This is a genomic window from Bradyrhizobium sp. CB1717 (assembly GCF_029714325.1).
Lineage (GTDB): Bacteria > Pseudomonadota > Alphaproteobacteria > Rhizobiales > Xanthobacteraceae > Bradyrhizobium.
On sequence record NZ_CP121666.1, the window covers coordinates 724345 to 749897 of the forward strand.

At 64.3% G+C, this 25553-nt stretch carries 26 protein-coding genes; 14 read left to right on the forward strand and 12 right to left on the reverse strand.

Going from position 1 to position 25553, the window contains the following annotated elements:
- Positions 1 to 84 precede the first annotated feature (84 nt).
- The 3 genes from QA649_RS03320 to QA649_RS03330 all read left to right on the forward strand — a co-directional run bounded on the left by QA649_RS03320 (position 85) and on the right by QA649_RS03330 (position 2530).
- Positions 85 to 552, forward strand: coding sequence for a PH domain-containing protein (locus QA649_RS03320; RefSeq protein WP_283022952.1), 468 nt, complete (start codon positions 85 to 87; stop codon positions 550 to 552).
- A gap of 14 nt (positions 553 to 566) precedes the next feature.
- Positions 567 to 1334, forward strand: coding sequence for a bifunctional 2-polyprenyl-6-hydroxyphenol methylase/3-demethylubiquinol 3-O-methyltransferase UbiG (gene ubiG / locus QA649_RS03325; RefSeq protein WP_283022953.1), 768 nt, complete (start codon positions 567 to 569; stop codon positions 1332 to 1334).
- A 296-nt stretch (positions 1335 to 1630) separates the two neighbouring features.
- The gene (locus QA649_RS03330) at positions 1631 to 2530 is read left to right on the forward strand and encodes an EamA family transporter (protein WP_026312075.1); all 900 of its coding nucleotides are present in this window, start codon (positions 1631 to 1633) and stop codon (positions 2528 to 2530) included.
- Here the strand turns inward: QA649_RS03330 and QA649_RS03335 are convergent.
- Genes QA649_RS03335 through QA649_RS03355 form a run of 5 tightly spaced genes read right to left on the reverse strand, consistent with a single transcriptional unit; the run spans position 2527 to position 5314 of the window.
- A complete protein-coding gene (locus QA649_RS03335) occupies positions 2527 to 3009 on the reverse strand; it encodes a DUF1178 family protein (protein WP_283022954.1) in 483 nt (160 codons plus the stop codon). The genes QA649_RS03330 and QA649_RS03335 overlap by 4 nt on opposite strands.
- Complete coding sequence (locus QA649_RS03340; protein WP_283022955.1) at positions 3006 to 3884, reverse strand: carbon-nitrogen hydrolase family protein; 879 nt, start codon at positions 3882 to 3884, stop codon at positions 3006 to 3008. Before QA649_RS03340 ends, QA649_RS03335 begins: the two co-directional genes overlap by 4 nt.
- Complete coding sequence (grxC, locus tag QA649_RS03345; RefSeq protein ID WP_026312074.1) at positions 3881 to 4156, reverse strand: glutaredoxin 3; 276 nt, start codon at positions 4154 to 4156, stop codon at positions 3881 to 3883. The genes QA649_RS03340 and grxC overlap by 4 nt, the downstream gene beginning before the upstream one ends.
- 47 nt (positions 4157 to 4203) lie before the next feature.
- Positions 4204 to 4995: a ComF family protein gene (locus QA649_RS03350; RefSeq protein ID WP_283022956.1), complete on the reverse strand. Its 792-nt coding sequence runs from the start codon at positions 4993 to 4995 to the stop codon at positions 4204 to 4206.
- A gap of 4 nt (positions 4996 to 4999) precedes the next feature.
- Complete coding sequence (locus QA649_RS03355) at positions 5000 to 5314, reverse strand: NIPSNAP family protein (RefSeq protein ID WP_283022957.1); 315 nt, start codon at positions 5312 to 5314, stop codon at positions 5000 to 5002.
- A 137-nt stretch (positions 5315 to 5451) separates the two neighbouring features.
- Between QA649_RS03355 and QA649_RS03360 the strand changes: the two genes are divergently transcribed.
- Positions 5452 to 6300: a methyltransferase domain-containing protein gene (locus tag QA649_RS03360; protein WP_283022958.1), complete on the forward strand. Its 849-nt coding sequence runs from the start codon at positions 5452 to 5454 to the stop codon at positions 6298 to 6300.
- A 31-nt stretch (positions 6301 to 6331) separates the two neighbouring features.
- On the opposite strand, the gene QA649_RS03365 is transcribed toward QA649_RS03360, so the two are convergent.
- Entirely contained in the window at positions 6332 to 6742 is a 411-nt protein-coding gene (locus QA649_RS03365) for a (deoxy)nucleoside triphosphate pyrophosphohydrolase (protein ID WP_018643514.1), read from the reverse strand.
- A gap of 138 nt (positions 6743 to 6880) precedes the next feature.
- On the opposite strand from QA649_RS03365, the gene QA649_RS03370 reads away from it, so the two are divergent.
- Positions 6881 to 8212, forward strand: coding sequence for a TadE/TadG family type IV pilus assembly protein (locus tag QA649_RS03370; protein WP_283022959.1), 1332 nt, complete (start codon positions 6881 to 6883; stop codon positions 8210 to 8212).
- 182 nt (positions 8213 to 8394) lie between these two features.
- Here QA649_RS03370 and argJ read toward each other — a convergent pair whose 3' ends face one another.
- A complete protein-coding gene (argJ, locus tag QA649_RS03375) occupies positions 8395 to 9636 on the reverse strand; it encodes a bifunctional glutamate N-acetyltransferase/amino-acid acetyltransferase ArgJ (RefSeq protein WP_283022960.1) in 1242 nt (413 codons plus the stop codon).
- Positions 9637 to 9985: 349 nt separating this feature from the next.
- On the reverse strand, positions 9986 to 10894 hold the full coding sequence (locus QA649_RS03380; RefSeq protein WP_283022961.1) for a peptidylprolyl isomerase: 909 nt from the start codon (positions 10892 to 10894) through the stop codon (positions 9986 to 9988).
- A 352-nt stretch (positions 10895 to 11246) separates the two neighbouring features.
- On the opposite strand from QA649_RS03380, the gene secA reads away from it, so the two are divergent.
- Positions 11247 to 14087: a preprotein translocase subunit SecA gene (secA, locus tag QA649_RS03385; RefSeq protein ID WP_283022962.1), complete on the forward strand. Its 2841-nt coding sequence runs from the start codon at positions 11247 to 11249 to the stop codon at positions 14085 to 14087.
- A gap of 357 nt (positions 14088 to 14444) precedes the next feature.
- Here secA and QA649_RS03390 read toward each other — a convergent pair whose 3' ends face one another.
- Complete coding sequence (locus QA649_RS03390; protein ID WP_025576502.1) at positions 14445 to 14888, reverse strand: MarR family transcriptional regulator; 444 nt, start codon at positions 14886 to 14888, stop codon at positions 14445 to 14447.
- A gap of 179 nt (positions 14889 to 15067) precedes the next feature.
- On the opposite strand from QA649_RS03390, the gene QA649_RS03395 reads away from it, so the two are divergent.
- The 8 genes from QA649_RS03395 to QA649_RS03430 all read left to right on the forward strand — a co-directional run bounded on the left by QA649_RS03395 (position 15068) and on the right by QA649_RS03430 (position 23772).
- The gene (locus tag QA649_RS03395) at positions 15068 to 16252 is read left to right on the forward strand and encodes a substrate-binding domain-containing protein (protein ID WP_283022963.1); all 1185 of its coding nucleotides are present in this window, start codon (positions 15068 to 15070) and stop codon (positions 16250 to 16252) included.
- Between the two features lie 165 nt (positions 16253 to 16417).
- Entirely contained in the window at positions 16418 to 17932 is a 1515-nt protein-coding gene (locus QA649_RS03400) for an amidase (RefSeq protein WP_283022964.1), read from the forward strand.
- Positions 17933 to 18028: 96 nt separating this feature from the next.
- Entirely contained in the window at positions 18029 to 18886 is an 858-nt protein-coding gene (locus QA649_RS03405; RefSeq protein WP_283022965.1) for a branched-chain amino acid ABC transporter permease, read from the forward strand.
- 4 nt (positions 18887 to 18890) lie between these two features.
- The gene (locus QA649_RS03410; protein WP_283022966.1) at positions 18891 to 20108 is read left to right on the forward strand and encodes a substrate-binding protein; all 1218 of its coding nucleotides are present in this window, start codon (positions 18891 to 18893) and stop codon (positions 20106 to 20108) included.
- Positions 20109 to 20114: 6 nt separating this feature from the next.
- Entirely contained in the window at positions 20115 to 21206 is a 1092-nt protein-coding gene (locus QA649_RS03415; protein WP_283022967.1) for a branched-chain amino acid ABC transporter permease, read from the forward strand.
- Entirely contained in the window at positions 21196 to 21927 is a 732-nt protein-coding gene (locus tag QA649_RS03420; RefSeq protein WP_283022968.1) for an ABC transporter ATP-binding protein, read from the forward strand. The genes QA649_RS03415 and QA649_RS03420 overlap by 11 nt, the downstream gene beginning before the upstream one ends.
- The gene (locus QA649_RS03425) at positions 21920 to 22618 is read left to right on the forward strand and encodes an ABC transporter ATP-binding protein (RefSeq protein ID WP_283022969.1); all 699 of its coding nucleotides are present in this window, start codon (positions 21920 to 21922) and stop codon (positions 22616 to 22618) included. Before QA649_RS03420 ends, QA649_RS03425 begins: the two co-directional genes overlap by 8 nt.
- A 221-nt stretch (positions 22619 to 22839) precedes the next feature.
- Entirely contained in the window at positions 22840 to 23772 is a 933-nt protein-coding gene (locus QA649_RS03430; protein ID WP_283026035.1) for a transposase, read from the forward strand.
- A gap of 127 nt (positions 23773 to 23899) precedes the next feature.
- On the opposite strand, the gene QA649_RS03435 is transcribed toward QA649_RS03430, so the two are convergent.
- The 3 genes from QA649_RS03435 to QA649_RS03445 all read right to left on the reverse strand — a co-directional run bounded on the left by QA649_RS03435 (position 23900) and on the right by QA649_RS03445 (position 25521).
- The gene (locus QA649_RS03435; RefSeq protein WP_283022970.1) at positions 23900 to 24313 is read right to left on the reverse strand and encodes a PIN domain-containing protein; all 414 of its coding nucleotides are present in this window, start codon (positions 24311 to 24313) and stop codon (positions 23900 to 23902) included.
- Positions 24310 to 24546, reverse strand: coding sequence for an AbrB/MazE/SpoVT family DNA-binding domain-containing protein (locus QA649_RS03440; RefSeq protein ID WP_283022971.1), 237 nt, complete (start codon positions 24544 to 24546; stop codon positions 24310 to 24312). The genes QA649_RS03435 and QA649_RS03440 overlap by 4 nt, the downstream gene beginning before the upstream one ends.
- 126 nt (positions 24547 to 24672) lie before the next feature.
- Positions 24673 to 25521, reverse strand: coding sequence for a DUF3883 domain-containing protein (locus QA649_RS03445; protein ID WP_283022972.1), 849 nt, complete (start codon positions 25519 to 25521; stop codon positions 24673 to 24675).
- Between the last annotated feature and the right edge of the window lie 32 nt (positions 25522 to 25553).

Genomic DNA, 25553 nt, shown 5'->3' on the forward strand with positions numbered 1-25553 from the left:
CCGACCGCGCGTATACAGAGCGGCGGGGCCGGGGGCAAGCGGGTTCCTGCGGGGGCAGGTCGGGGGAGTGGGTTAACCGAGATCATGGCGCGCTATATCGACGAGATCCTGCAGCCGGGCGAGCGGGTGCTGTATTCGACCAACGCGCACTGGATCTTCTATATTCCGGCGATTGTGGCCTGGATCCTGGCGCTGGTCCTGTTCGTCCTGTCCCGGCAGGCTACCGCCGATGGGCTTGTCTTGCTTTGCCTCGTAGCTGCGGGCCTAGCGGCTCTGGCGGCCTCGTATTGGACCCTCAAGGGCTGGTTCCATCGCTTCACCACCGAGACCGACGTCACCAACTTGCGGGTCGTGCACAAGACCGGATTCATCAAGCGCCGCACCTTCGAGATGGCGCTGGACAAGGTCGAGAGCGTCGACGTCGATCAGACCATTCTTGGACGTATTCTCAACTACGGCGACGTGACGATTCGCGGCGTCGGCGAGGGGATCGAGACGATCAGGACCATCGCCTCGCCGCTCGCCTTCCGTAGTTCGATCACCACGCGGTAGGACCGCGCGTAACCATGAGCATGCAGCAAAATACTTCCCTCTCCGCCCAGCCGGGCTCGACCGTCGACGCCGCCGAGATCGCGAAATTCTCAAAACTCTCGGCGGAGTGGTGGGATCCCAAGGGCAAGATGGCGCCGCTGCACCGGATCAACCCGCTGCGGCTCGGCTATATCCGCGACGCGGCCTGCCGCAAGTTCGAGCGCAACGTGCGCAGCCTCAACTGCCTCGCCGGTTTGCGCGTGCTGGACATCGGCTGCGGCGCCGGCCTGCTCTGCGAGCCGCTGTCGCGGCTGGGCGCGCAGGTCATCGGCGTCGATCCCTCGGTGAGCAACATCGCAGCGGCAAAGCTGCATGCCGACAAGAGCCATCTTGCGATCGATTATCGCTGCACCACGGTGGAGGAGATCGATCCGCGCGAGCGCTTTGACATCGTGCTGGCGATGGAGGTGGTCGAGCACGTCGTCGACGTCGGCATGTTCCTCAAGCGCTGCGCCGCGATGCTGAAGCCGAACGGGCTGATGGTGGTCTCGACGCTGAACCGGAACTGGAAGAGCTTTGCGCTCGCCATCGTCGGCGCGGAATACGTCCTGCGCTGGCTGCCGCGCGGCACCCACGAATGGAACAAGTTCGTCACCCCCGACGAGCTGACGAAATATCTGCTCGACAACCGCCTCGTCATCACCGAGCAGACCGGCGTCGTCTACTCACCCTTCGCCGACAAATGGGCGCTCTCGTCCGACATGGACGTGAATTACATGGTGGTGGCGGAAGGGATGGTGTGAGGGCGCGCAGTTCACTGAGCTGCCTGCAGGAGGTTTGCTGCAGCAACAAGGACGGTGTCGTCCTGGCGAAAGCCAGGACCCATTACCCCAGGGAGAGGTTGTAGCGCGAGACGCGTAACCACGAGTCATCGCCAAACCACCCCCTGGGGTAATGGGTCCTGGATCTGCGCTTCGCTTGTCCAGGACGACGGCGGAGTTTGGTGGCGTGAGCATCGCTCCCATGACATCCCTGCGGTTGACCGCGTGGGCTGCAGCTTGCAGGTTGGCCTCACCCTTCCTGCAATAGCCCCACCCCCATGCTCACCGTCACCAGCCTCTGGATTCCCTTCACCGTCATTGCTGCGCTCGGCCAGGTCGCGCGCAATGCGATGCAGCGGTCGTTGACGAAGCCGCTGGGGACCTGGGGCGCGACCAATATCCGCTTCCTGTTCGGCTTCCCGTTCTCGCTGCTGTTCCTCGGCGTGGTGCTGGTCGCGACCGGCGATCACATCGGCATGCCGCCGGCCGTGTTCTGGCCGTGGCTGCTGCTTGGGGCACTCAGCCAGATCGTCGCGACCGGACTGATGCTGCTCGCGATGAACGACCGCTCCTTCGTGGTGACGACGGCCTACCTCAAGACCGAGGCGATCCAGACCGCGATCTTCGGCTTCGTCTTCCTCGGCGATCACCTGACCTGGTTGAAGGTGCTGGCGATCGTGATCGCGACCGTCGGTGTCGTCATCACCGCGCTGCGCCCCGGCGGGGAGAAGAGTTTTGCGGAATTGAAGCCGACCATCACCGGCCTCGTCGCCGCAGCGGCGTTCGCGCTCTCCGCGGTCGGTTTTCGCGGCGCGATCATCACCGTGCCGAACGTGTCGTTCGTGACGGCCTCGTCATTCACGCTGGTGCTCGGTCTGTTCGTGCAGACGCTGGTGCTGACGATCTACCTGCTTTGGCGCGCGCCGGACGTGCTGCGCGGCATCCTCGGCATGTGGCGGCCGTCGATGCTCGCGGGCTTCACCGGCGCCTTCGCCTCGCAGTTCTGGTTTTTGGCGTTCGCGCTGACGGCCGCCGCCAATGTCCGCACGCTCGCCTTGATCGAGGTGCTGTTCGCGCAAGGCGTGGCCTACTACTCGTTCAAGCAGCCGATCGCGCCGCGCGAGCTTATCGGCATCGCGCTGATCGTGATCGGCGTGGCGGTGCTGGTGGGGGCCTAGTTCCGGTCTTCCGGCAGCGTCGGCAGCGGCGAGACCTCGATGCCTTCGTCGATCAGCGACTTCGCCTCTTCGGGCGAAGCCTCGCCATAGATCGGGCGGTGCTCCTTGTCGCCGTAATGCATCGCGCGGGCCTCGTTGGCAAAGCGCTCGCCGACATTGTCGGCGTTCTTGACGATGTGATCGCGCAGCTCCTTGAGCTTGGCGCGCAGCTCGCGCTCCTGCGACATCAGCAGCGAGGTCGGCCCTGACGGCGCAGCCTCGGGCGTGGTCGTAGCCACGGGTTCCGGCGGCGGCGTGGCGCGCCCGCGGCCCTTCTTGCCGACGATGCGCGGGGCCATGATCGCCTTGTCGACCTTGGCCGAGCCGCAGATCGGGCAGGTCACGAGCTTGCGCTTTACCTGCGACTCATAGGCCGACGAGCTCTGGAACCAGCTCTCGAAGGCGTGGTTGCGGTCGCAATGGAGCGCATAGCGGATCATGCCGATCCCCGTACGAGGTGCAGATGATCCGGCCCGGCCTTGGGGTCGGCGACGCCGAAGCGGCGGCCGTGCTGGAGCGACGGAATTGCGCGGCGCGCGGTCTCGACCTTGGCCGGGTCGATCTTCGCCATGATGATGCCGGGCTCGACATCGCCCTCGGCGAGGATCTCGCCCCAGGGATCGATGATCAGCGAGTGACCATAGGTCTCGCGCTTGTTCTCGTGGGTGCCTGCCTGCGCCGCGGCAAAGATGAAGCAGCCGGTCTCGATTGCGCGGGAACGCAGCAGCACGTGCCAATGCGCTTCACCGGTCTTGCGGGTGAAGGCGGAGGGCACCGTGATGAAGTAGGCGCCGCTCTCGGCCAGCGCGCGGTACAGCGCGGGGAAGCGCACGTCGTAGCAGATCGTTAAGCCCACCCGGCCCCAGGGCAGGTCGGAGATCACGGCGGTCTCGCCGGGCTGGTAATTGGCGGATTCGCGATAGCTCTCGCCGTCCGGCAGCTCGATGTCGAACATGTGGATCTTGTCGTAGCTCGCGAGCACGTTGCCCTCGGGCCCGATCAGGAAGGAGCGGTTGACCGCCTTCTCCGGCGAGAAGCGCAGCGCCAGCGAGCCGACATGGATGTGGATCTTCAGCTCCGCCGCCAGCGCGCGGTAGGCCTTCAGCGAGGTGTCGTCCTCTTCGCTCTGCAGATGCTCGAACAGCGCCTTGCGGTTCAGCTGCATCATGTTGCTGACCTCGGGCGTCTGCACGTAATCGGCGCCGCCCGCCGCCGCCTGCCGGATCAGCCTTGTGGCCTGCGCAAGGCTGGGCTCCGGCAACAGGCCGGTGCGCATCTGCACCATCGCGGCGGTAAAGGTCCTGTTCTCGCTCATGATACCGCCTTCACGCTTTCGAGCAGGCCGTCGAGCTTGCCTTCGCGGTCCAGCGCGTAGAGGTCGTCGCAGCCGCCGACATGGGTGCCGCCGATCCAGATCTGCGGGAAGGTCGAGCCGTCGCCAGCGCGGTCGTACATCTCCTGGCGCCAGGTTGGGTTCTTGGCGACGTCGAACTCGGCGAAGGTCGCCTTCTTGCGGGTCAGCAGGGACCTCGCGGCGGAGCAATAGCCGCAGCCCGGCCGGGTGTAGATCTCGACAGCAGCAGTCATCTCGTCTGGCGCTTTCATGTCATGAATTCATTGAATTATATGGGACTTCACCGGATCTCCACAACCCGGGCGAACACCAGCACGTCAACCTGGGCCGCCTTGGCGCGGAGCAGGGCGCGCGCGCAGGCATCTAATGTCGCACCCGAGGTCAGGACATCGTCGATCAGGACGAGGCGGCGGCCCTGGATTTCGGCCTGACGGTCCGGAGATACCTGGAATGCGCCCTGCACATTGGTGGCGCGCTGGGCCCGCGACAGGCCGATCTGCTGCTCGGTGGCGCGCACCCGCCGCAGCACGTCGCCTCTGACCTTCACCCCGCTCTGCCGCTCGATCACGCGCGCCAGCGCTCCGGACTGGTTGTAGCGGCGGCGCCAGGCCCGCCGCCAATGCAGGGGCACCGGCACCAGCATGTCGGCGCCGGCCAGCAGCTCGCCGCCCGCGCGCGCCATCCAGCAGCCCATGGCCGGCGCCAGGTCGGTGCGGTCCTGGTATTTCAGCGCATGCACCAGCGTACGCGCGACGTCGTCATAGCGCACCGCCGCGCGGGCACGCTGGTAGGCCGGTGGGCTCGCGATCGCCTCCATCGACAGCATGTCGGGGCCGGGATCGTAGACGAAGGGAATGCCGAGCCGCGGACAATAGGGCCGCTCGATGAACGACAGCCGCGCCCAGCACGCCGCACAGACGCCCTCGCCGTCGACCGGCTCGCGGCAGGACACGCACAGCGTCGGCAGCGCGATGTCGAGGGCGAGCCGCGGAAGATGCGCAAGCGCGTCGCGGCAGGCGCCAAGCGCGCCGCGCAGATGGCTGGCAATAGAGCGCGATGCCTCGGCGTCCATCGAGCTATGGCTCTTTCGGGAGCACAGGTCGGAAGAACGACCGCTCATAACGGCGGAAGCAGCGTGTTTCTCTTGCGAAGGCGATCGCCTTCTGGACGTCCGGATCTGCGGCGCTGTCTTTCCGATATTGCTCGTAGGCCGCGAAGCTCGGGAAGCTGAACATCGCCAGCGCGACGTCGCTCGCCCCTTCCGACGGCAGGAAGTACCCATGGTGGACGCCACCGAATCTTGGCAGTAATTCCAGCCACATCCTGCCGTAAGCCTCGAATTCGGCGACCTTGTCCGAAGGGACCTCGTATCGCAGGTAACAAGTGATCATCGCGTGATGCTCCAGCGTGCCACGAGCCCGGAAGGCTAGCGCCCTACCACAGCAGGCTCAAGCCGGGAGCGCCGGTCTCGTGCCCCGGGCGCGCCGAGGAGATTGCCAGAACCGCCGCGATCGGCGTAACCAGCGGCATGGCTCAGAACCCGCAAACCCCTCCCGCCCTGTTCGATCGTGCCTTGCTGCATGCGCGGCAGCGGCGCGCGCAGGCGCAAGGTCCTGTGAGCTTCCTGCTCGATCGTGTCGCCGAGGACATGTCCGACCGGTTGGCGGCGGTGATGCGGGAGTTTCACGCCCCGGTCGATCTTTGGACGCCCGGCGACGGCCTGGCGGCATTGCGCGCGCGGCTTTCCTCCATCGAACGGATTGCGCTCGACGCGGCCGGCGCGGAGAAACTGCCTTTCGCGCCTGATAGCCTCGATCTCGTCGTCTCGGCGCTGGCGCTGCAATTCGTCAACGACCTGCCGGGCGTGCTCGCGCAAATCCGCCGCGCGCTGAAGCCGGATGGCTTGCTGCTCGCTGCGATGATCGGTGGCGACAGCCTGACCGAGCTGCGGCAGGCCTTTGCCGCAGCGGAAGCCGAATGCGAGGGTGGTGTGTCGCCGCGCGTCGCGCCATTCGCCGATTTGCGCGACATCGGCGCGCTTCTGCAGCGGGCCGGTTTCGCGCTGCCGGTGACCGATGTCGATCGCGTCGTGGTGCGCTATGGCAATGCGTTCGCACTGATGCAGGATCTTCGCCGCATGGGTGCGGCCAATGTGCTGATCGAACGCCGCCGCACACCGAGCCGGCGGGCGACGTTGTTGCGGATGGCCGAAATCTATGCCGAGCGCTTTGCCGATGCCGACGGCCGCATCCGTGCGACATTCGACATCATCTGGCTCTCCGGCTGGGCACCCCATGCGAGCCAGCAGCAGCCGCTGAAGCCGGGCTCGGCCAAGGCGAGCCTGGCGGAGGCGGTGAAGAAGGCGGGGAAGAGTTAGTTGGTCATTCCGGGGCGATGCAAGGGCATCGTCACATCAGCAAATCAATCAAATGCGGGATCAGCGGAATATCCGCGGGCGGCATCGGGTAATCGCGCAGCTTGTTGGCGCGGACCCAGGCGAGGTTCTGGCCCTCGCGTGCAGTCACCATCCCTTCCCAGCGCCGGCAGATGTAGAGCGGCATCAACAGATGAAACGTCTCGTAGCCGTAGCTGGCGAAGGTCAGCGGCGCCAGGCACGGCTCGGCGACGGTGATGCCGAGCTCCTCGTGCAGTTCTCGGATCAGGCTCTGCTCCGGCCGCTCGCCCGGCTCGAGCTTGCCGCCGGGGAATTCCCACAGGCCGGCCAGTGTCTTGCCTTCGGGGCGCTGCGCGATCAGGACGCGCTTGTCGGCGTCCACCAGCGCGCAGGCCACCACCAGTGTCAGTTTGAGATCGGCCATGCCTGAAGTCGCTCGCTGAGGATGGGCCGTAACGGTTCGTTAACTCCGTCGCGGCCCGCGTTTCTACGGCTCCCATAAGTCATATTTAATCGACGGTTCCTAGAGTGGAAACGATTGAACCATTCCGGGGCCCGACCCATGCGCGCTGCGATTTGCTCGATGATGCGCCGTCTCGTCCGCGACCGGCGCGGCAATGTCGCGGTGATCTTCGCATTCTGCTGCGTTCCCCTGATCACGGTGGTCGGCTGCGCGGTCGATTACTCCCGCGCGACGCAGGTCCGGTCCAAGCTCCAGGCCGCGGCCGATGCGGCCAGCGTCGGCTCGGTCGGCAAGACTTCGCCGGCCTTTGCCGCCGCGGGCTCGATGACCTCGGACGGCGCGATCCCGGCCGGCGTCACCGACGCAACGAACATCTTCAATGCCAACGTCGCCAACCTGACCGGCTATACGCTGAACAGCGTCACGCCGACGGTGGTCAAGTCCGGCTCGACCGTCACCTCGACGGTTTCGTTCACCGGCACCATCAACACCATGTTCCTCGGCGTCATCGGCAAGACCGCGCTGACCATGAGCGGGACGTCGACCGCGACAGCGACCATGCCGCTCTATGTCGACTTCTACCTCCTGCTGGACAATTCGCCGTCGATGGGCGTGGCGGCGACGCCGGCGGACGTCAGCAAGATGGTCAACAACACGTCCGACAAATGCGCCTTCGCCTGTCACGACTACAACGACGCGAACAACTACTACAACCTCGCCAAGACGCTCGGGGTGACGACGCGGATCGACGTGCTGCGCAGCGCGACCCAGTCGCTGATGGACACGGCGGGTGCCACCGAGACCTATTCGAACCAGTTCCGCATGGCGATCTACGATTTCGGCGCTTCGTCGAAGACCATCGGCCTGCGCGCGCTGTTCTCACTGTCGGCAAGCCTGTCGAGCGCGAAGACGGCGGCAGGCTCCATCGACCTGATGGGCGTCTACGGCAACAACGATTCCTACACCGCCGACAAGGACACGCAGTTCAGCACGGTCTTCCCGGCGATCAACAGCGCGATCAGCGCGCCGGGCGCCGGCACCTCGGCGGCGCCGATGAAATATCTGTTCTTCGTCTCCGACGGCGTCGCCGACGAGTACAACACCGGCTGCTCCAAGCCGGTCGTGAGCGGCGGACGCTGCCAGTCGCCGATCGACGTCTCGCTCTGCACCACCATCAAGAACCGCGGCATCAAGATCGCGGTGCTCTACACCACCTATCTGCAGCTGCCGACCAACTCCTGGTACATGACCTACATCGACCCCTTCAACAAGGGACCGTTCGGCCCCTCGCCGAACAGCGAGATCGCGCAGAACATGCAGAGCTGTGCCTCGCCGGGGCTGTATTTCGAGGTGAGCCCGACGCAAGGCATCTCGGACGCGATGAACGCGCTGTTCAAGAAGGCGGTGGCGGACGCAAGGATTTCGGGGTGACTGGAAGCAAAGCTCCATCACCGTCACCCTGAGGCGGCCGCTCCTTCAGCGGCCCTCGAAGGGCGACGGCCCGGCTCTTCCCTCGCGGTGGCGGCGTGGCCGTTCATCCTTCGAGGCTCCCAACGCGGCGCTTTGCGCCGCGTGCCTCGCACCTCAGGATGACGGGGAGGGAGTAGTAGAAACTACGACCTGTAGTCCCCGTTGATCGCCACATACTCCTTGGTGAGGTCGCAAGTCAGCACGCGGTCGCGGCCCTTGCCGAGGCCGAGCGAGACCTTGATTGCGATCTCCGGCGCCTTCATCGCTTCCGACACCTGCGCCTCGTCGTAGTCGGGATCGCGCGCGCCGCTCTTGGCGACGCGGATGCCGTTGAACGAGATCGAGAGCTTGTCGCGATCGGCGGGCTCGCCGGCCTTGCCGACGGCCATCACCACGCGGCCCCAATTGGCGTCCTCGCCGGCGATGGCGGTCTTGACCAGCGGCGAGTTCGCTATCGACATCGCGATCTTGCGCGCCGAGGCCTTGGTCTTGGCGCCCTCGACGGTGATCTCGACCAGCTTGCGCGCACCTTCGCCGTCGCGGGCGACCTGCTCGGCGAGGTTGGCGAGCACCTGGTTGAAGGCCTTGACGAAGGCCTTCAGGCGCGGGTCGCTGGCGCGGCTGATCTTTGGTGCGCCATGCTCGGCAGCGGCGCCGGTGGCGAATGCCAGCAGCGTGTCCGAGGTCGAGGTGTCACCGTCGATCGTCACGGCATTGAACGTATCCTCGACGCCGCTCTTGAGCAGGGCCTGCAGCGCTGCGGGCGCGATCGGCGCGTCGGTGAAGATGAAGGACAGCATCGTCGCCATATCGGGGGCGATCATGCCGGCGCCCTTGGCCATGCCGTTGATGGTGACCTTGGCCTTGCCGAGCTTGACGGTCGCGGTCGCGACCTTCGGGAAGGTGTCGGTGGTCATGATCGCCTTGGCCGCGGCGAGATAGTCGCCGGGCTCGGCGGTCTCGGCGAGGCGGCCGAGCACGCCGTCGAACTTGGTCGCATCCAGCGGCTCGCCGATCACGCCGGTCGAGGCCAGGAAGATCTCGCCCTCGCTGCAGCCGACGGCCTTGGCCGCGATCTTCGCGGTCAGCGCGGTGGAGGCGCGGCCGGTCTTGCCGGTGAAGGCATTGGCATTGCCGGAATTGACCACCAGCGCGCGCGCCTTGCCGCCCTTCAGCTTGGCGCGGCACCATTCGACCGGCGCCGACGGGCACTTCGATTTGGTGAAGACGCCGGCCACCGCCGTGCCCTTGTCCATCACCGCCAGCAGCACGTCGGTGCGGTTCTTGTAGCGGATGCCGGCCTCGGCCGTCGCAAGGCGGATGCCCGCGATCACGGGCATGTCGGGAACGGTTTTCGGGGCGAGCGGGGAGACGGAGGTGGACATCGTGGGCTTCCGGTAACGGGGAGGGAGGCGCTTCCTATCATCTCACTCGGCGGATTGGGAGAGGCGCGCTTCATCGTCGTCCTGGCGAAAGCCAGGGCCCATTACCACCGTCATCAATTGTTCACGAAGGCCACGACCGCCGGCGCAAACCAACACTTGCTGCGGCGTATGGGTCCTGGCTTTCGCCAGGACGACGATTTGTAGCCCGGATGAAGCGCAGCGTAATCCGGGGCCAGTCGATCCGCCGATGCAGCGGTCCCGGATTACGCTGCGCTCCATCCGGGCTACGAGGAAAAAGCAAATGGCCGGGACATGCCCGGCCATCGCGACGTCGAAATGTCTTCGCGGCTTACTTCTTCGCCGGCGGCGCCATCTTGCTGTCGGAGGGCTTGGCCGCGTCGGAGGGCTTCGCATCCGCCGCCGGCTGGTCCAGCCGCTCGACCTTGGCCTCGGCGCGCAGCTTGGCGACGTAGTCGGCCTGGGCCTTGCGGGTGACGTAGTTCTCGATCTGGGCCTTGACCTGCTCGAAGTCCGGCGCCTTGCGGGCGCGCTTTTCCTCGACCTTGATGATGTGCCAGCCGAACTGGGACTTCACGGGGTCGGAGATCTTGCCCGGCTCGAGTGCGAAGGCAACGACCGAGAATTCCGGCACCATCTGCTCCTTGGTGAAGAAGCCGAGGTCGCCGCCGTCGGCGGAGCCCGGATCCTTGGACTTCTTCTTGGCGAGCTCGGCGAAATCGGCGCCCTTGTCGAGCTCGGCCTTCACCGCCTTGGCCTCGTCCTCGGTCTCGACCAGGATGTGGCGGGCGCGCACCTCCTGCTCGCCGGTGATCTGCTTGGAGGCCTCCTCATAGACCTTCTTCATCGCGTCGGGGGTGGTGGCGGCCTTGCCCTCGTTGGCCAGCAGGCTGTCCATCAGCAGGCGGTTGCGGGCGAACGCCAGGCGCTTCTTGAACTCCTCGCTGTCGGCGACCTTCTTGTCTTCGGCAGCCTTGCTGACGATCTTCATGTCGATCAGGAAGGACAGGACATTCTCGTCCTTGGTCGCCGGGTCCATCTGGGCGAGGCTCGGCCCGAGTTCCTCCTCGGCCATGGCAACGTCGCTCTTCTTGATTTCAGCCCCATTGACCTTCGCCAGCACCGGATCGTCGGCAGCCCGGCCGGGACCCGCGATCAGCGCCAGCGCAAGGCAGCCCACGAGGGCGGTGGCGAGGCCGAAGCGCAGGCCGGTTTTGGTTACCGGGAACGAGGTGGTCATGGAAAATCCTTTTGTTGAAGCAGGGGGCTGCTCGAGCGGGGCGGACACTCGCCCAATCAGGGGGGCTTGGCAACGCGAAAAGTCTGTCAAAATGATGAATTAGCCGCAATGCGCCCGCCGTTGACAAGGCCATGACCGGGCCATATCTCTGCCCGGTCGCGTCCATGGCGATGGCGTTTATTTTGCTGCGTTTTTGGCCGTTGAACCCAGACTTGCCCAATTCCCACCCATATGGCGGATGACCCCCGCAGTCCGGGCTCTGACGCCATCAGGCGTCACGGTGAGTTGATAGGCAGGCGGGTGACAACTTCTTGGCTGCAACGCGGTTGAATCGCGAACACAGGAACTAGGCATGATCGGCGCGCTCGCCCGCAAGTTTTTCGGCTCCGCCAACGACCGGCGGGTGAAAGGATACCAGTCCCGCGTCAACGCGATCAACGCGCTGGAGCCCGAGGTCTCGAAACTCTCCGACGAGGCGCTGAAGGCCCGCACCGCCGAGTTCAAGAAGCAGCTTGCCGAGGGCAAGACGCTCGACGACATTCTGGTCCCCGCCTTCGCCACGGTGCGCGAGGCCGCCAAGCGCACGCTCGGCCAGCGCCATTTCGACGTCCAGCTCATCGGCGGCATCGTGCTGCACGAGGGCGACATCGCCGAGATGAAGACCGGCGAAGGCAAGACGCTGGTCGCAACGCTCGCGGTCTATCTCAACGCGCTCGCCGGCAAGGGCGTCCACGTCGTCACCGTCAACGACTACCTCGCCCGCCGCGACTCCGGCTGGATGGGCCAGATCTACGGCTTCCTCGGCCTGACCACCGGCGTGATCGTGCATGGCCTCGACGATGCCGAGCGCAAGGCGGCCTATGCCTGCGACATCACTTACGGCACCAACAACGAATACGGCTTCGACTACTTACGCGACAACATGAAGTACCGGCTCGAGGACATGGTCCAGCGGCCGCACTTCTACGCCATCGTCGACGAGGTCGACTCCATCCTGATCGACGAAGCGCGCACGCCGCTGATCATCTCCGGCCCGCTCGACGACCGCTCCGACTTCTACAACACCATCGACAGCTTCCTGCCCAAGCTCGACAAGACCGACTATGATGTCGACGAGAAGCAGCGCACGGTGACGCTGACCGAAGCCGGCATGGAGAAGATCGAGGGCCTGCTGCGCGATGCCGGCCAGCTCAAGGGTGAATCGCTCTACGACGTCGAGAACGTCTCCGTCGTGCACCACATCAATCAGGCGCTGCGCGCCCACACGCTGTTCACCCGCGACAAGGACTACATCGTCCGCGACGACGAGGTCGTGATCATCGACGAGTTCACCGGGCGCATGATGGCCGGCCGGCGTTATTCGGAAGGCCTGCACCAGGCGCTCGAAGCCAAGGAGCACGTTACGGTTCAGCCCGAGAACCAGACGCTCGCCTCGATCACCTTCCAGAACTATTTCCGGATGTACGAGAAGCTCGCCGGCATGACCGGTACGGCGCTGACCGAAGCCGACGAGCTGTTCGACATCTACAAGCTCGAGGTCGTGGAAATCCCGACCAACCTGCCGGTCGCCCGCCTCGACGAGGACGACGAGGTCTATCGTACCCAGAACGAGAAATACGCCGCGATCCTGGCCGAGATCGAGCGCGCCAATGCGCGCCTTCAGCCGGTGCTGGTCGGCACCGCCTCGATCGAGAAATCGGAAGTGATCGCCGAATATCTGAAGAAGCACGGCTACCGGCAGATCGATTTCGGCAACGAGAATTCGATGCAGAAGCTGTATGCCGCCGCCCGCGCCGGCAAGCCGGCAAAGCTGTTCGCTGTGCTGAACGCGCGCTTCCACGAGCAGGAAGCCTATATCGTGGCGGAAGCCGGCGTGCCGGGCGCGATCACGATCGCGACCAACATGGCCGGCCGCGGCACCGACATCAAGCTCGGCGGCTCGCTCGAGATGCGCATCCAGCAGGAGACCGCAGGCATCGAGGACGAGGCCGAGAAGGCCAAGAAGATCGAGCAGATCAAGGCCGACATCGAGCACTTCCGCGACATCGTGCTGAAGGCCGAGGAAGAGGTCGAGATCGAGCCGGCGAAGGGGAGCAAGCCCGCCAAGACCGTGAAGAAGCCCGGCGGCCTCTACATCATGGGCTCCGAGCGCCACGAATCCCGCCGCATCGACAACCAGCTGCGCGGCCGTTCCGGCCGTCAGGGCGATCCCGGCCGCTCGAAATTCTTCCTGTCGCTGGAAGACGATCTGATGCGCATCTTCGGCTCGGATCGCCTCGACAGCATGCTCCAGCGTCTTGGCCTGCAAGAGGGCGAGGCGATCATCCATCCCTGGATCAACAAGGCGCTCGAGAAGGCGCAGCAGAAGGTCGAGGCGCGCAACTTCGACATCCGCAAGAACCTGCTCAAGTTCGACAACGTCCAGAACGACCAGCGCAAGGTGATCTTCGACCAGCGCGTCGACCTGATGAAGGACGAGAGCGTCGCCGAGACCATCGCCGACATGCGCCACGCCTTCATCGACGACCTCGTCGCCAAGCACGTGCCCGAGCACGCCTATGCCGAGCAGTGGGACGTCGCCGGTCTCAAGGAAGAGCTGAAGCGCGTGCTCGATCTCGACCTGCCGGTCGACGAATGGGCCAAGGAAGAGGGCATTGCCGACGAGGAGCTGCTCACGCGCATCGAGACCAAGGCCGATGAGCACATGGCGGCCAAGGTCGCGCAATGGGGTCCCGACGTGATGCGTTACGTCGAGAAGACCATTCTGCTGCAGACGCTCGACCATCTCTGGCGCGAGCACCTGATCATGCTCGACCATCTGCGCCAGGTCATCGGCCTGCGCGGCTACGGTCAGCGCGATCCGTTGCAGGAGTACAAGACCGAGGCTTTCAACCTCTTCCAGGAGATGAGCGCCCACCTGCGCGAGGCCGTTACCGCCCAACTGATGCGGGTCGAAATCGTCCCGCCGGAGCAGGAAGCCCCGGTGCTGCCGGCGATGGAAGCGCACAAGTTCGACCCGAACACCGGCGAAGACGAGATGGCGCTCGCCAGCGTCACGCTCGGCGCGCAGGCCACCGACGCCGCGCTGCGCGATCCCAAGAATCCGGCGAGCTGGGGCAAGGTCGGCCGCAACGAGGATTGCCCGTGCGGCTCGGGCAAGAAGTACAAGCACTGCCACGGGCGGTATGCTTAGCCGCTAGCTTCGCAGTCATGCGCACGTGAGGCGCGATACCAGCGCCTCATTCTCCGCTGTCGTCGCCCGGCTTGACCGGGCGACCCAGTACGCCGCGGCCTCTCGGCTTAATCACATCCGTCTCTGGAATACTGGATCGCCCGATTAAATCGGGCGATGACAGTTGTGCGTGTGGTTGCGCGGTCAGCCCCACAACGTCGTCCTGGCGAAAGCCGGGACCCATGACCCCAGGGAGAAGTTGTGGCGCGACGCTGGCAACCGCGAGTCATCGTCAAACTGCGCGTTGGGGTAATGGGTCCTGGATCTGCGCTTGTCCAGGACGACGTGAGTTGAGAGATCGCCTCTGATACGACGAGCTCAATTCGAGCTGTCGATCAAGCTCTCCAGCAGCCGCTTCAGCTCGCTCGTCGACTTGTCGCCGTAGCTCTCCAGGATGTGCTCCTCCTGGTCGACCGCGAGCGAGTTGAGCTTCTTGCACAGCACCTTGCCGCGGTCGGAGATGAACATCAGCACCTTGCGGCGGTCGTTCGGGTCCTGCACGCGATAGACCAGCGTGTCGGAGACCATGCGGTCGATCATCTTGGTCAGCGTCGGATGGTTGAGCAGCACCGCGTCCGCAAGCTCGCCCATCGAATGGCCGTTGCCATCCGACAGCACTTTCAGGATGCGCCATTGCTCGACGGGAACGCCTTCCTTGCTCAAGCGCAGTTCCAGCTGCCGGTTGATCTCCCGGTTGGCTTGCGCGAGCAGGTAAGCGAGATGTTCTGTGATCGGGGAGTTTTCTTTCGACGGTTTTGCCACGGCTAAGACTTCGTCTTGACCCAAATGAGTGAATGTCTTGCAATCAATGCTGCATCTATATGCACTTCAATTCTTGAATATTCAATATTTTCAAAATAGGATCATTGCCCAACAAAAGGGCGGAAGCCGCGGCCGCCTGCTCAATGTGCTTTCAGGTCTGGTGCCAGACAGGAGTTGGCGTGCGCGCGACGGTAAACTTCCCGGCTCACGGCGGTCCGGCGTTGCCGCCGTCCCTGCTGTTCAGGAATCTGTCGTCGTCGGCGGCTGACTTCGACCTGTCTCCGGTCGACGCGCATTTCATGAAGCGCCGCGGCGCGCGCAACAAGCTGCGCATCGGCAATTTCCTCACCTTCACCGGCTCGCCCGGGATCTGGGGCCCCACCTCCACCAACAGCGCGATGCTCGCGGTCGCCGAGATCAACAAGCGCGGCGGCATTCTCGGCCGCGAGCTCGAGCTGTCGATCTACGATTCCGGCGGACCGATCGACGAGGTGGTGCGCCGCGCCGAGCAGGCGATCGCCTTCGACGAGGTCGACCTCATCATGGGCTCGCATATCAGCGCGGTCCGCGTCGCGCTGCGCAAGGTCACCGGCAACCGCATCCCCTACATCTACACCCCGGTCTATGAAGGCGGCGAGCGCACGCCGGGCGTGATGGCGATCGGTGAGACGCCGCGCTGGCAGAGCCGGCCGGCGATCCACTGGCTGGCGGACGTCAAGAAGGGCACGCGCTGGTACCTGATCGGCAGCGATTACGTCTGGCCGTGGCAGTCGCATCGATCGGTGAAGCGCTACATCAAGGAAGCTGGCGGAAAGGTGGTCGGCGAGGAGTTCGTGCCCGTCGGCGAGGACAATCACGAGCCGCATCTGGCGCGCATCCGCGCCGCCAAGCCGGACGTGGTGCTGATCTCGCTGATCGGCACCGACAGCATCACCTTCAACCGCGCCTTCGCCGAGGCGGGCCTCGCCACCTCGACGCTGCGGCTTGCCGGTGCGATGGACGAGACCGTGCTGCTCGGTATCGGCGCCGACAACACCGAGAATTTGTTCTGCGCCTCCGGCTATTTCAACGGCATGGCCTCGCGCGCCAATGACGAGTTCCTCAGTGCCTATCATTCCATGTTCGGTGCCAACGCGCCGCCGGTCGGCTCCGTCGGTCAGTCGAACTATGAGGGGCTGCGCTTCCTGGAATCCGTCGCCAACCGCGCCGGCTCGCTGGCCTTTCGTCCGCTGCTCAAGGCCGCGCGCAACACCGTCTATACGGCGGGCCGCGGCCCCGTGACGCTACGCGATGGTCGCGCCGAGATGCCGATGTACCTCGCTGAAGCCGACGGTCTCGACTTCAGGATCATCAAGACGCTTTAAGAGACGGTCGCTGATACGCCGCAGCGGACTTGCGAAATAATACTTGAAAAGGAAAATATTTCCGTCTGTAATATCGCCGCGAAGCCGATTGGCCCGCGCCGTGCAGGCGCGAGCGAGCGGCTTCCGTCCAACGCCAGGGATCAAGAAGCCTCAGAGGAGAGCGCCGTGACAGTTGTCCTTCCCACGCCCGCCCAACTTCGCAGTGTCGCCGAGCAATGCGGCCTTTCGCTCACCGATGACGACGTCGCCTCGTTCCGCGGCCTGATGCAGGGCTCGATCGAAGCCTACAATCTCGTTGCCGCGATGCCGGACGAATTGCCGGAGGTGAAATATCCGCGCACGCCGGGCTATCGGCCTTCGCCCGAGGAGAACCCGCGCAACGCCTGGTATCGCAAGTCGACCGTGAAGGGTGCTGCCAGCGGCAAGCTCAAGGGCAAGACCGTTGCGCTGAAAGACAACATCATGCTGGCCGGCGTGCCCATGACCAACGGCTCGTCGACGCTGGAAGGCTATGTGCCCGATTTCGACGCCACCATCGTCACGCGCATGCTGGATGCCGGCGCCGAGATCAAGGGCAAGGTGCATTGCGAGCATTTCTGCCTGTCCGGCGGCAGCCACACCGGCTCCTACGGGCCGGTGCATAATCCACACAAGATGGGTTACTCGGCCGGCGGCTCGTCGTCGGGCTCGGGCGTCGTGGTCGCGCTCGGCGAGGTCGACATGGCGATCGGCGGCGATCAGGGCGGCTCGATCCGCATGCCGTCCTCGTTCTGCGGCATCTACGGCATGAAGCCGACCTGGGGACTCGTGCCCTATACCGGGATCATGCCGATCGAGATCTACGTCGATCATACCGGTCCGATGACGGCGACGGTCGCCGACAACGCGCTGCTGCTCGAAGTGCTCGCCGGCGATGACGGCTACGATCCGCGCATCAAGGCGCCGAAGGTCGAGGAATACACCAAGGCGCTCGGCCAGGGCGTCAAGGGCATGAAGATCGGCATCCTCAAGGAAGGCTTTGAGCAGCCGGTCGCAGAGGCTGCGGTGAATGAAAGCGTGCGCGAGGCGGCAAAACGTTTCAAGGATCTCGGCGCCACCGTAGAGACCGTCTCGATCCCGATGCATCTCCTGGGCGGCGCGATCTGGACCCCGATCGGCACCGAGGGCCTGACGCAGACCATGATGTTCGGCGACGGCTACGGCCTCAGCCGCGGCGATCTCTATTCGACCTCGCTGATGGATTTTCATCGTGGCTGGCGCCGGCAGGCCGACTCGCTGTCCGAGACCACGAAGCTGTTCATGATGCTCGGCACCTACATCAACAACAATTTCGGTCCGCGCTTCTACGGCAAGGCGCTCAACATCTCCCGTCGGCTGACCGCGGCCTATGACAAGGCGTTCGGCGATTACGATCTGCTGCTGATGCCGACCACGCCGATGAAGGCAACCAAACTGCCGGAGCCCAATGCCAGCCGCGAGGAGTACGTCGCGCGTGCGCTCGAGATGATCTCGAACACCGCGCCGTTCGACATCACCCATCACCCGGCGATGTCGCTGCCCTGCGGCATGGCCGACGGCCTGCCGGTCGGCTTGATGCTGGTCGGCCGCATGTTCGAGGAGTCCACCATCTACCGCGCCGCCCATGCTTTCGAGCAGATCGGCGACTGGAAGAAGATGTGAGAAGCGACTTAATGCAGACGGACGGACCAGAGCGTCTTCGAGCGAAGTGGATACCGGTTCGCGTGAAGAAAACGCGTCAAAACAAGAATCTCCCGCATGGCTAACGCGTTCGTCGCGGCGTTCGAGATCCTGAGCTTCGGCGCGATCATCGTCCTGATCGTGCTGGGGCTCGGGATCATCGCCAGCATGATGGGCATCTTCAACTTCGCGCAGGGAGAGTTCGTCCTGCTCGGGGCCTACATCACCTATCTCGCCTATGCCAAGGGCCTGCCGATCTGGGCCGGCATGGTCGCTGCGCCCTTTCTGGTCGGCGCGCTCGGCTTCGTGCTGGAGGCGGTGATCATCCGCCGCTTCTATGCTGCGCCGATCGTCGCCATGCTCGGCACCTATGCGCTCGGCCTCATCATCCGCGAATCCGTGCGCGGGTTGATCGGCGGCTTCTATCTCACCGTGCCCGAACCGATCGGCGGCTCGATCGACATCGGCGCCATGCACATCTCTGCCTGGCGCTTCACCATCATCGTCATCACGCTGCTGGTCATGGGCGGCTGCTACCTGCTGCTCTCGCGCACGAGCTTTGGTCTGCGCGTCCGTGCCACGCTGGAGAACCCGTCGCTGGCGCGCGCCTCCGGCATCTCCACGCCGCTGATCTACGGCGCCACTTTTGCGTTCGGTGCCGCGCTCGCCGGCCTTGCCGGCGCGCTGATCGTGCCGGTGTTCAGCCTGTTCGCCGATCTCGGCCTGCGCTTCCTGATCCAGGGCTTTGTCGCGGTCATGGTCGGCGGCGTCGGCTCCTTCATCGGGCCGGTCGCGGGCGCCGGCGTCATCGGCACGCTGAGTGCCGCATTGCCATGGGTGATGGCGCCCGTCGTCGCCGACGTCCTCGTCTTCGTGCTCGCCATTGTCTTTATCAAATTCCGCCCGCAGGGCCTCATCGCTGGAAAAGGGGTTTAGTCACATGTTCAATCGCACTCAGCTCACACGCCGCCGTTTCCTCTCCAATTTCGCCTTCACCACTGGCGCCGTCGCGACCGGCGTCGGCAGCTGGGTGATCCCGGCCGATTGGGCCAACGCGGCCGAAGGTCCGATCAAGGTCGGCATCGCCACCGACCTCACCGGTCCGATCGCCTATGCCGGCAATGCCGATGCCAATGTCGCCAAGATGGTGATCAAGGAGATCAACAATTCCGGCGGCCTGCTCGGCCGTCCGCTCGAGCTCTACATCGAGGATACTGCGTCGAACGAATCCGTCGCGGTCGGCAACGTGCGAAAACTGATCCAGCGCGACAAGGTCGACATGGTGCTGGGCGGCATCACCTCGTCGATGCGCAACGCGATCAAGGACCCGATCGTCGCGCGCGGCAAGACGCTCTACATCTATCCGCAGCTCTATGAGGGCAAGGAGTGCACGCCCTACCTGTTCTGCACCGGCCCGACACCGGCGCAGCAGTGCGACGAGTTCATTCCCTGGCTGATCAAGAACGGCGGCAAGAAGTTCGCGCTGCCGAGCGCCAACTACGTCTGGCCGCATACGCTCAACGTCTATGCCCGCAAGGTGATCGAATCCAATGGCGGTGAGGTCGTGTTCGAGGAGTACTACCCGCTCGACCAGGTCGATTTCTCCGCGACGGTCAACCGCATCATCTCCAACAAGGTCGACGTCGTCTTCAACACGGTCATTCCGCCCGGTGTCGGCCCGTTCTTCAAGCAGCTCTATGAAGCCGGTTTCCTCAAGAACGGCGGGCGTCTGGCCTGCGTCTACTATGACGAGAACACGCTCAACATCAACCAGGCCAGCGAGATCGAGGGCCTTGCGAGCTGCCTCGACTATTTCAAGGTGCTGACCAAGGAGAACCCGTTCGACGCAAAGATCCAGGCGGCCTACGAGAAGGATTTTCCGGGCAACTTCCTGTTCGCCGCCGGCAGCGCCGCCACCGGCACCTATCGCGGCCTGAAGCTGTGGGAAGCCGCCGTCAAGGAAGCCGGCAAGATCGACCGCGACTCGGTCGCCGCCGCGCTGGACCATGCCAAGATCGCCGAAGGTCCGGGTGGCCCAGCCGAGATGGTGCCGGGCAAGCGGCACTGCAAGATGAAGATGTACACGGCAGTTGCCAAGGGCGGGAATTACGAGATCGTCGCGCGCAGCAGCGGCCTCGTCGATCCCAAGGAATGCTGACGTAGAATGCCGAAAGCGATGGGCGCAGTGAAGCAGACGATCCCCGCCGAGATCGGCGGGGATATGGACGCGGCGGTGGGTAGCAGCGGAACGGCGGCCAAGGCGGCCGCGGGACGAAAAGTCCTGCCGATCGTGGAGGGCGTCGTGCTGGTCGCGGCGCTGCTCGCGCCGCTGGTGCTGCAGGATTATCTCACGGTGTTCGCGACGCGCGTGATCATCCTCGCGCTGTTCGCGCTGTCGTTCGACCTGGTCTGGGGCTATGCCGGCATCATGAGCTTCGGCCAGGCCCTGTTCTTCGGCTCGGCCGGCTATGGTGTCGCGCTGCTCGCGCGTGACCTCGACATCACCAACATCTTCCTGGTGCTGCCCGCGGGCACGTTGATCGGCCTCACCTTCGCGCTCCTGCTCGGCGGCTTCCTGTTGCTGGGCCGGCATCCCTCCAGCGTGATCTTCGTCTCGCTCGGCACGCTCACCGGCTCCTACGCTGCCGATCGCCTCGCGCGCGGCTGGTACTATCTCGGCGGCCAGAACGGCATCCCCTCGATCGCACCGATGTCGCTCGCTGGTCACGAGTTCTCGGAAGGGCCGGCCTTCTACTATCTCGTGCTCGGCATCCTCGTCGTCGTCTACCTGCTATGCCGCTTCCTGGTGCGCTCGCAGTTCGGCCTCGCGCTGGCGGGCTTGCGCGAGAACGAGCAGCGCATCGCCTTCTTCGGCTACAAGGCGCAGCATCTGAAAGCCATCATCTTTGCGATCGGCGGCGCCATCGCCGGACTCGCCGGCAGCCTCTATGCGTTCCACGAAGGCTTCGTCTGGCCCAACATGGTCGGCGTCGTCGTCTCGACCCAGGTCGTGCTCTACGTCCTGTTCGGCGGCTCCGGCACGCTGATCGGCGCGGTCATCGGCACGGTGATCGTCGAGGGCGTCAGCTTCTGGCTGTCGGACAATTACCGCGACATCTGGCCGATCATTTTGGGATTGCTGCTGCTGCTCGTGATCCTGTTCCGGCCGCTCGGCCTGATCAGTTTTGTCTTGGGCGAGCGCGAGCGGGTCGGCAGCTTCGGCGCTGCCGCTAAGGAGAAGCGCAATGCTCCTTGAAGCGGTCGGCATCAAAAAAGTCTTCGGCAAGCTGACCGCGCTGGACGGCGCCGCGCTGACCGTCGGCGAAAACGAGTTTCACGGCCTGATCGGCCCGAACGGCTCCGGCAAGAGCACGCTGATGAAGTGCATCGCCGGCGCCGAGGTGCCGACGCAGGGCAAGGTGAGCTTCGTCAACACCGACATCACCGCGTTCACGCCGACCGAGCGGGCGCGCGCCGGCATGAGCCTGAAATTCCAGATCACCAGCGTGCTGCCGACGCTGACGCTCTACGACAACATCCTGCTTGCGCTGCAGGCGCAGTCCTCGCTGTTCGACCTCGTGTTCTCGCGCACCCGCGGCGCGCTGCACGATCAGGTCATGACCATGCTGACGCAGTTTCGTCTCGCCGACCGTGCCTTCGATGCGGCGGCGGCGCTGTCGCACGGCCAGCAGCAATGGCTGGAGATCGCCATGGCGCTCGCCGGCAAGCCAAAGCTCCTGCTGCTCGACGAGCCCACGGGCGGCATGAGCCTCGAGGAGCGCCGCGTCACCGGCGAACTGCTGCAGCCGATCAAAAAGCACTGCTCGCTCGTCATCGTCGAGCACGACCTCGATTTCATCCGCGACATCTGCGATCGCCTCACCGTGCTCGACCAAGGAAAGGTGCTGGCATCGGGCACGGTGTCGGAGATCCAGGCCAACAAATCCGTCCAGGAGATCTATCTGCGCCGTGCCTGAATTTTTGGACATCAAGCATCTCGACGCCGGCTATGGCCGCAGCCAGGTCCTGTTCGACGTCACGCTCGGCATTCCCTGGCGCGGTGGCGTTGCCGTGCTCGGGCGCAACGGCGCCGGCAAGACCACGCTGATGAAGACCATCGTCGGCGAGTTGCCGGCGTGGAAGGGCGAGGTCGCCTTCGACGGCCGCGACATCAGCCGCCGCGCCACCCAGGAGCGCGTCCGCGCCGGCATCGGCTACGTGCCGCAGGAGCATTCGGTGTTCGCGCGGCTGTCGGTGCGCGACAATCTCGCGGTCGGCTCGCTCGCCAACAAGGATTCGACCGCCGCGGTCGACCGCGTGCTCACCATCTTCCCAAAGCTCGGCCAGCGCCTCGACCAGCCCGCCGGCACGCTCTCCGGCGGCGAACGCAAGATGCTCGCCATCGGCCGAGCCATGCTCGGGGATCCAAAGCTATTGCTGCTCGACGAGCCGACCGAAGGCGTCTGGATCGGCGTGATCGAGGAGATCACCGAGCGCCTGATCGAGCTCGCGAAAGACATCGCGGTGATCATCGTCGAACAGCATCTCGACCTCGCCTTGCGCGTCGCCGACTACGCCTATGTGCTGGACCGCGGAAGAGTCGCACTGCAAGGCGCGGCCGGCGAGGTGAGGGGCAATCCGGAGCTGATGCGGTATCTGGCGCCGTAGGGGTGGCCGAGCGGTCACCTTCAAATTACCGGTCCCGTCATCCTTGTAAGTTTCGACTCACTGGATCGGATAGAGTGTCCGGTGCGGTAGCGGACGGGAGACCGCCTCATCCCAGGGCTTTGAAGCCCGAGCCTCAGCGCGGCGCCCCGTCCGTTGTTCCATTGAACCCGAACAGTCGCGAGGGCCGCCTGGCGAGCCCGATTGCGCAAGGATGGGTGCAGATGGACGCGATCTATATTGGCATTGATGTATCGAAGGACCGGCTGGACGTGCATTTGCGTCCGAGCGGGGAAGCCTTTGCCGTGGCGCGTGACGGCAAAGGCTTGGAAGACCTTGTTGCCCGTCTGCAGGCCTGTTCGCCAACGCTGATTGCAGTGGAAGCGACGGGCGGCTTCGAGACCATTGTCGCGGCGGCGCTGGCCGGCGCCCAACTGCCGCTGGTGGTGGTCAATCCGGCCCAGATCCGGCACTTCGCGCAGGCCGTTGGCCAGCGCGCCAAGACCGATCCGATCGATGCGGCAGTCATCGCGCGGTTTGTCGAGGCGGTGAAGCCGACGCCGCGTGCCATGCCAGATCAGGAAGCCCGGCTGCTGGCCGAACTGGTCAGCCGCCGACGGCAGATCATCGAGATGATCGTTGCCGAGCGCCAGCGCGAGAAGCGGGCCGAGAATGTCCGCGTTCGCAAGAGCCTTGCCCGCCACATCAAGGTCCTCGAGAAGGAGCTGCTGGAGATCGACAACGACATCGACACGCTGGTGCGCGGTTCGCCGGTCTGGCGCGCCAAGGAGGAGTTGCTGGTGAGCTTTCCGGGTGTAAGCAACACGCTCGCCCGCACCTTCCTGGCCGAGGTGCCCGAGCTCGGCACCCTCAATCGGCGCCAGATCGCAAGCCTCGCCGGCCTTGCTCCGTTCACCCGCCAATCCGGCCGCTGGAAGGGCAAGAGCATGATCGGCGGCGGGCGAGCCGCACTGCGCGCCGGGCTCTACATGGCCGCTCTCTCGGCCAGCCGACACCATCCGCAGCTCAAGCTCTTCTATCAACGCCTGCTGATCGCCGGGAAGCCGAAGATGGTGGCCCTCATCGCCGTCGCTCGCAAAGTCCTCACCATCCTCAACGCCATGCTCAGGGACCAAAAACAATGGCAACCCGCTTGACGAAGAACACAGTCGCTGAGGCGCGAGTGGCGCGATGCGCAGCATCGTGCCGCGAGCCTCGAAGGATGAACGGCCAAACTGCCAGCCGGGCCGTCGCCCTTCGAGGGCCGCTGAAGAAGCGGCCACCTCAGGGTGACGGTGAAGCACTGCCAAGAAACGGATTGACGATGGTGAGCCCGCCGATGCTGCGGCCATGCTGCATGTCTTCGCTGTAAAGGATATCGCAGCCGGCTTCGATCGCGGCGGCAACGATCAGCGCATCATAGAAGGCGAAGCCATCATCTCGCGCGAGCGCAAGGGCCGCACGACTGGTCGTTGCCGTCAGCGGCAACACCGGATCGAGCGCATTGTCGATGTCATCGAACACAAGCTCGATGTCGCGCCAGCTTCGGCCCTGCTTCTTGCTCAAGACGTTTGCGAGTTCGTTCAGGACTTGCACACTGATGGTGCCGCCCTCGTCGATCAGGTCTTGCGAGATCTTCGCCTTGGTGCCCCTCTGCTGGGCGTAGACGAGAATGTTCGTATCCAGAAACGCGGTCACCGCTCGTTCGCCTCGTCGCGATCGAACTTGTAATCAGCAGGCAAGGGCGGCCAGTTGCGTGCGCGCATATTCTCTATCGCTCGGCGGCGCCGTTCTTCCTTGGTCTCGACCTCTATCGCGCCTTTTCGGGCCGCGACCACCTCGAGTTCATCGCCTTCTTTGAGGCCCAGCTCCTCCACAAGCGCCTTGGGCAAGCGGACAGCAAGGCTGTTGCCCCATTTGGAAACTTGCATCGCAGCCTCCGTGATATCCTAGTAGAGAATGTATATCATCATAAGGATATCCTAATAGTCAAGCTGTTTGCGAAAGGGATCTTCGCCGTCATGGCCAGCGTCACAGCTCGCGAGATTGGGACGGGGTTATCTAGGTTCGGCGGAATAGGTGGTCGGCGTCATCAGGAGCGCATGCTCGAGCGGCGGTGCTATATCGAACATCTGCGGGCGGTTACGGAAGTGGAAGACGCGCCGGATTCGGTATCTATCGCTTTGCTCTGTAGCAACATCGACTTCCCGACGTGTTAGCCAAAACGCGGTGCGTTCGTGCCCGCACGTCGTTTTAATTTCCAGAAGCCGCTCTTCGCCATCAGCTTCAAAGGAGCGGACGTCGTAGCCGTATCCGTCTCCATCCAGATGGGAAACCCAGCGGACGTCATCTGCGAGGTCACTGCGCCCAGCGCGTCTTAAGCGGTCGCGCTCGAACTCCAGGACAAATTTCTCGCCGGCTTCCCCCAATTGACGGTTCCTGGCATCACGCTCGGCGGGGTCGAACTTTCCGACCAGGCGGCGAACGGCGGGCGTCAGTGTCTTCTCGAAATCTGCGACGGATGGCGGAGCAATAAAGACGGCATCGTCGTTGAGCGCCAGCGGTTGGGTGTCGATGCTTGCAGGATAGAGAAAGTCCGGTGCCTGTCCGACGTTGCGCTCGACGGCAGCGACCAAGGCGTCCTGATAGTGCGCCAACGGCTTGTAGCCGTTAATCCACTGCGCGCCGAGCATATCGAGAACAGCGGAAATATTTTGAAGTTTGCGTTCGATCGAGCCTTCAGATCGACGCACGATCGTCATGAGCTGACGTCGATTCTGGGCCTTGCTGTAGGCGGCTCCTGCTCTCTCAGAAGCCAGCATCCGAAAATAGCTATCGACCACGGCGGAGATCTCGACCTCCGTCCAAGGTGTTCCAGCGATATCCTCAGTATTCTCCCGGTCCAAGTTTCAGCCTCTTGGACTTAGAGACTATCAGC

Excerpts from the sequence above, each read along its gene's own strand:
- QA649_RS03320 (WP_283022952.1), top strand. The coding sequence starts at position 85 with ATGGCGCGCTATATCGACGAGATCCTGCAGCCGGGCGAGCGGGTGCTG.
- ubiG (WP_283022953.1), top strand. The coding sequence starts at position 567 with ATGAGCATGCAGCAAAATACTTCCCTCTCCGCCCAGCCGGGCTCGACC.
- QA649_RS03330 (WP_026312075.1), top strand. The coding sequence starts at position 1,631 with ATGCTCACCGTCACCAGCCTCTGGATTCCCTTCACCGTCATTGCTGCG.
- QA649_RS03335 (WP_283022954.1), bottom strand. The coding sequence starts at position 3,009 with ATGATCCGCTATGCGCTCCATTGCGACCGCAACCACGCCTTCGAGAGC.
- QA649_RS03340 (WP_283022955.1), bottom strand. The coding sequence starts at position 3,884 with ATGAGCGAGAACAGGACCTTTACCGCCGCGATGGTGCAGATGCGCACC.
- grxC (WP_026312074.1), bottom strand. The coding sequence starts at position 4,156 with ATGACTGCTGCTGTCGAGATCTACACCCGGCCGGGCTGCGGCTATTGC.
- QA649_RS03350 (WP_283022956.1), bottom strand. The coding sequence starts at position 4,995 with ATGGACGCCGAGGCATCGCGCTCTATTGCCAGCCATCTGCGCGGCGCG.
- QA649_RS03355 (WP_283022957.1), bottom strand. The coding sequence starts at position 5,314 with ATGATCACTTGTTACCTGCGATACGAGGTCCCTTCGGACAAGGTCGCC.
- QA649_RS03360 (WP_283022958.1), top strand. The coding sequence starts at position 5,452 with ATGGCTCAGAACCCGCAAACCCCTCCCGCCCTGTTCGATCGTGCCTTG.
- QA649_RS03365 (WP_018643514.1), bottom strand. The coding sequence starts at position 6,742 with ATGGCCGATCTCAAACTGACACTGGTGGTGGCCTGCGCGCTGGTGGAC.
- QA649_RS03370 (WP_283022959.1), top strand. The coding sequence starts at position 6,881 with ATGCGCGCTGCGATTTGCTCGATGATGCGCCGTCTCGTCCGCGACCGG.
- argJ (WP_283022960.1), bottom strand. The coding sequence starts at position 9,636 with ATGTCCACCTCCGTCTCCCCGCTCGCCCCGAAAACCGTTCCCGACATG.
- QA649_RS03380 (WP_283022961.1), bottom strand. The coding sequence starts at position 10,894 with ATGACCACCTCGTTCCCGGTAACCAAAACCGGCCTGCGCTTCGGCCTC.
- secA (WP_283022962.1), top strand. The coding sequence starts at position 11,247 with ATGATCGGCGCGCTCGCCCGCAAGTTTTTCGGCTCCGCCAACGACCGG.
- QA649_RS03405 (WP_283022965.1), top strand. The coding sequence starts at position 18,029 with ATGGCTAACGCGTTCGTCGCGGCGTTCGAGATCCTGAGCTTCGGCGCG.
- QA649_RS03410 (WP_283022966.1), top strand. The coding sequence starts at position 18,891 with ATGTTCAATCGCACTCAGCTCACACGCCGCCGTTTCCTCTCCAATTTC.
- QA649_RS03415 (WP_283022967.1), top strand. The coding sequence starts at position 20,115 with ATGCCGAAAGCGATGGGCGCAGTGAAGCAGACGATCCCCGCCGAGATC.
- QA649_RS03420 (WP_283022968.1), top strand. The coding sequence starts at position 21,196 with ATGCTCCTTGAAGCGGTCGGCATCAAAAAAGTCTTCGGCAAGCTGACC.
- QA649_RS03430 (WP_283026035.1), top strand. The coding sequence starts at position 22,840 with ATGGACGCGATCTATATTGGCATTGATGTATCGAAGGACCGGCTGGAC.
- QA649_RS03440 (WP_283022971.1), bottom strand. The coding sequence starts at position 24,546 with ATGCAAGTTTCCAAATGGGGCAACAGCCTTGCTGTCCGCTTGCCCAAG.